This is a genomic window from uncultured Actinomyces sp. (genome assembly GCF_963526355.1).
GTDB lineage: Bacteria > Actinomycetota > Actinomycetes > Actinomycetales > Actinomycetaceae > Actinomyces.
The window spans coordinates 1-4,131 of the sequence record NZ_CAUROW010000138.1 but is presented as its reverse complement, the minus strand read 5'-3'; the positions used below and the strand labels follow the sequence as shown (position 1 = coordinate 4,131).

The 4,131-nt window shown below is 67.5% G+C and carries 5 protein-coding genes; all 5 read left to right on the top strand.

Features of this window, described 5'->3' with window-relative positions; all coding sequences use genetic code 11:
* Positions 1 to 349, top strand: a 349-nt coding sequence (locus RWR81_RS12730) for a phage holin family protein (RefSeq protein ID WP_314458091.1), incomplete at its 5' end; no start/stop codon positions are given.
* Complete coding sequence (locus tag RWR81_RS12725; protein WP_314458090.1) at positions 346 to 825, top strand: DUF3618 domain-containing protein; 480 nt, start codon at positions 346 to 348, stop codon at positions 823 to 825. The genes RWR81_RS12730 and RWR81_RS12725, both read left to right, overlap by 4 nt.
* Positions 822 to 1,202 (top strand): DUF3618 domain-containing protein, encoded by a 381-nt coding sequence (locus tag RWR81_RS12720; RefSeq protein ID WP_314458089.1) that lies wholly within the window; start codon positions 822 to 824, stop codon positions 1,200 to 1,202. Before RWR81_RS12725 ends, RWR81_RS12720 begins: the two co-directional genes overlap by 4 nt.
* A 332-nt stretch (positions 1,203 to 1,534) precedes the next feature.
* Entirely contained in the window at positions 1,535 to 2,161 is a 627-nt protein-coding gene (locus RWR81_RS12715; protein ID WP_314458088.1) for an NYN domain-containing protein, read from the top strand.
* A 148-nt stretch (positions 2,162 to 2,309) separates the two neighbouring features.
* The coding region (locus tag RWR81_RS12710; protein ID WP_314458087.1) for a helicase-related protein at positions 2,310 to 4,131 on the top strand (1,822 nt) is incomplete at its 3' end.

Below are 4,131 nucleotides of genomic sequence, written 5' to 3'. Positions count from 1 at the left end.
GGTGCGCGGCGAGATCGACCTGGCCAAGGTCAAGGGACAGCGCATGGCCAAGGAGGTGAAGCCTGCGGTCGTGATGCTCGGCGCCGCCGGAGTTCTGGCCCTGTTCACCTTCGGGCTGCTGCTCGGATCGCTGACGGTGGGGCTGTCCCACGTCATGCCGTTATGGGCCGCCTTCCTCGTGGTGGCGCTGGCCCTCATCGTGATCGCCGTGCCGCTGGCCCTGATCGGCATCAAGCGGCTCAAGGCCGCCAAGGCCGAGGCCCCCGCGCCGCAGGAGGGCCTGCGCGAGTCCGTCACCCTCGTCAAGGACGCCATCGCCTCGGGTCGGGAGAGGGGGAACGCCCAGTGAGCGACAACAACGCATCCGCCTCCGTCCCGACGGCACCGGCCACGCCATCCACCGAGGCGCTTCTGTCCGATCTGGCCGCTCGGCGCCTGACGCTGGCCTCCGACGTCGACGAGCTCGCTGCACGTTTGACACCGAACAATCTGACCAAGGCGGCCAAGCTCATGGCCCGCGAGAAGGTCGATGACCTGCGTCACCAGGCCGCCAGCAAGGTCGGGGACGCCGTCGGCCAGGTCAAGGACCGTCTGACCTCCTTGGTCGCTGGTGGCACCGACCCCGATGGCGGCGTCGATTCCTACGAGCCCGGAACGCTGACCTTCGGCCAACGCGTCACCCGGCTGTTCGACGACGCCCGCGACGGCGATCCCGCCTCGTTGGGGATCGTCACGGTTGCTGGGCTCGCTCTGGCGGGCCTGAGCGTGAAGGCGACCATCGCCGCGATCAAGGCCTTCTCCCGCCCCCGGGCGGGCCGATCATGAGTCGCGACCGGAAGACCGGCGCCTCCGGTGCTGACGGCGCTGAGAGCGCCGGCTCTGAGTCGCTGAGCCCCGAGCAGATCGAGGAACGACTGCGCGCCCAGCGCCTGGAGCTGGCGGCGAGCGTCGATGAGTTCGCCGCCAGGATGGGCCCGCGTGCACAGGCCCGGGAGGCCGGGGAGCACCTGCGTGAGCAGGCCGCGGCCGGGGCCGACCGACTGCGTGAGGAGGCGCGCCGCTGGGCCGAGCAGGCGGAGGAGACCTGGGAGCGCGCCAAGCAGGGCGACGCCGAGGCGACCTCAGCGCTCGCCAAGGCGGCCGCCGTCGCCGGAGGTGTGGTGGCCGCCGGCATCGTCCTGTCCCGCCTCTCCCGCCGCTGACACAGAACCACCTGTCGAGGACGCACGCCCTCTCTACAACCACACCGGCCACCTGTCGAGGACGCACCATCAGGCTCGCGGACTGCACCCCCAGGAGCAGTCCTCAGCCCCTATGGTGCGTCCTCGCGCACTGATAGCAGGGAGAACAACTCCAGTCACACTTGAGCAAGGCAGCAGGGGCACCCCCACCAAACAAGATGTGTTTCAAGCCACACCCACGCCGTCTGGTCCTGCACCCCGAGACCTCCTAACCTAATCCCATAACTCCCCGCCGTCCCCCGGGACTGGCGGGGTCTATTTTTCTTTGCGGGAGGCTACTCGTGGCCCTCAAAATGGCAGTCGTCGTTGACTACCAGAACGTACATCTCACTGCGGCAGGCCTATACACGCCAGGGTGTCCTCCCGAGGATGCACTCATCGATCCTTACCGGTTCGCCAGCCAGCTCGCTCAGGCTCGCAACGCGACGAACGACGACATGCACCAGGTAGAGGTCTCCAGGGTTGAGGTCTTTCGTGGCCTGCCCATCCCAGAAGATGACCACGATGCATACCGACGCAACCAGGCCCAGAAGGCACAGTGGACCCGGGGTCACCACGGAGTAGTCAACGTGACGCTGCGACCGTTGAAGTACTCCTGGGAGTACATCGATGGAGTCAAGCGACCTATCCGTGCATCGCGGCAGGAAAAGGGCATCGACGTCCTGTGCGCCTTGACACTCGTCGATCTGGCTCGCTACGGCTTGTACGACGTCGTGGTTCTCGCTTCCCGAGATACGGACCTCGCCCCCGCCCTTGACAACGCGGCTCGAACTGGCCAGGCCAAGGTTGAAGCGGCCAAGTGGTACCACCCTGGCAACTCCCGCACGTTCGGGCGAATCAAGACCGAGCGTCGGCTGTGGACCATATCCATGACACAGCAGCACTTTTTCGCCAGCCTGGACCCACTCGACTACACCTGACATAACGTCTTCCCTCCCTCATCACTAAGCTCGCCCACACGCCCACCGGCTCCGCTCGTTGTAGCCCTGCACCGGCCCGCAGGTCACAGATCAGTCACCGCCCTGAATTGGTCTCGACCACCTGCGCCCGCGTCCTAAAATCACTTCCGTGACAACGGCGCCCACGACTCCCCCGGATGCGGTTACGGATCCTGCCCCTTCCCTCCCTTCCCTTGATGTCGCACCGGGCTCCGTAGTCCGGGTGCGCGACGAGGACTGGCTGGTCACCCAGGTCTCCACCACATCTGACGGCATGCTGGTGACCGTTCAGGGCCTTTCTGAGCTGGTTCGGGACACGACGGCGCAGTTCTCCGCTGGTCTTGACCGCGTCGTCCCGGTGGATCCGCGTCAGACCCGGGTTATTGCGGACACCTCCACCCGTCACCGGCTCTCGCGTCTGTGGCTGGAAGCGACGCTGCGCAAGACGGCGCTTCCAGCAACCTCCACCGACCTGGCCGTGGTCAGTGACGTCCTCGCCGACCCACTGGCCTACCAACTGACGGCGGTCCGCCAAGCCCTGGACCCGGCGAACCTGCGACCGCGCATCCTCCTGGCTGACACCGTGGGCCTGGGCAAGACCCTGGAGATCGGCATGATCCTGGCCGAGCTCGTGCGCCGCGGCCGGGGCGACCGCATCCTCATCGTCACGCCCCGTCACGTGCTCGAGCAGATGCAGCACGAGATGTGGTCGCGCTTCGCGCTGCCCTTCGTACGCCTGGACTCGGTGGGGATCCAGCGCGTGCGCCGTTCGGTGCCGGCCTCACGCAACCCGTTCTCGGTGTTCCACCGCGCGATCATCTCCATCGACACGCTGAAGTCGGACCGCTATCTCAACCATCTGCGCAAGCAACGCTGGGACGCGGTCGTCATCGACGAGTCGCACAACGTCACCAACAAGGGAACGCTCAACAACCGACTCGCGGACATCCTGGCCCGCCAGACCGACGCCCTCATCCTGGCCTCGGCCACACCCCACAACGGCAACCCGAAGTCCTTCGCCGAGCTCATCCGTCTGCTGGAGCCGACGGCGGTGCACGCGGACGGCTCCCTCGACGAGGAGGAGGTACGCCGCCTCGTCATCCGCCGTCACCGTCACTCCGACGAGGTGCGCGACGTCGTGGGCGGCCGCTGGAAGGAGCGCCTGACTCCGGTCAACAAGTTGGTGGAGCCCTCCCCGGCTGAGGACGCGGTGGCCGGGGAACTGTCACGCACCTGGCTGCACCGTTCCGACGGCGCCTCAGCACCGGGCGGCAGGCCCGCCGCCCGCGGCGGCGACTCCCTGTTCGCCTGGACCCTGGCCAAGTCCTTCCTGTCCTCACCTGCAGCCCTCATCCAGACGATCGACGAGCGCCTGGCCCGACGCCACAGCCGGGCAGCAGCCGGCTCCCTCCCGGAGCCCTCGGAGCAGTCGCAGGCCCTGACCCGCCTGCGCGAGCTGGCCGTGGAGGCCAACACGACGGCGTCGGGCAAGTACCAGGCGCTGCTGACCGAGCTGCGCCGTATCGGGATCGGCCCCAGGTCGCCCGAGCGCGTCGTCGTCTTCGCCGAACGCATCGCCACGCTGACCTGGCTGGCTGAGCACCTGCGTGAGGATCTGCGCCTGCCCGCCGGCGCGGTGCGGGTCATGCACGGGAGCCTGTCGGACGTGGAGCAGCAGGAGATCGTGGAGCAGTTCCGCCAGGCCCACACGCCGGTGCGCGTCCTGGTGACTGGCGACGTCGCCTCGGAGGGCGTCAATCTGCACGCCCAGTGCCATGAGCTCATCCACTACGACATCCCCTGGTCGCTTATTCGCATCGAGCAGCGCAACGGCCGCATCGACCGCTACGGCCAGAGCGTCTCACCGCAGATCACAACCCTGCTGCTGAGCCCGTCAGACCCGCGCTTCTCCGGCGACGTCCGCGTGCTCACGCGCCTGATGGAGAAGGAGG

Coding starts and splice junctions, on each gene's coding strand:
- RWR81_RS12720 (WP_314458089.1), top strand. CDS start 822: ATGAGTCGCGACCGGAAGACCGGCGCCTCCGGTGCTGACGGCGCTGAG.
- RWR81_RS12715 (WP_314458088.1), top strand. CDS start 1,535: ATGGCAGTCGTCGTTGACTACCAGAACGTACATCTCACTGCGGCAGGC.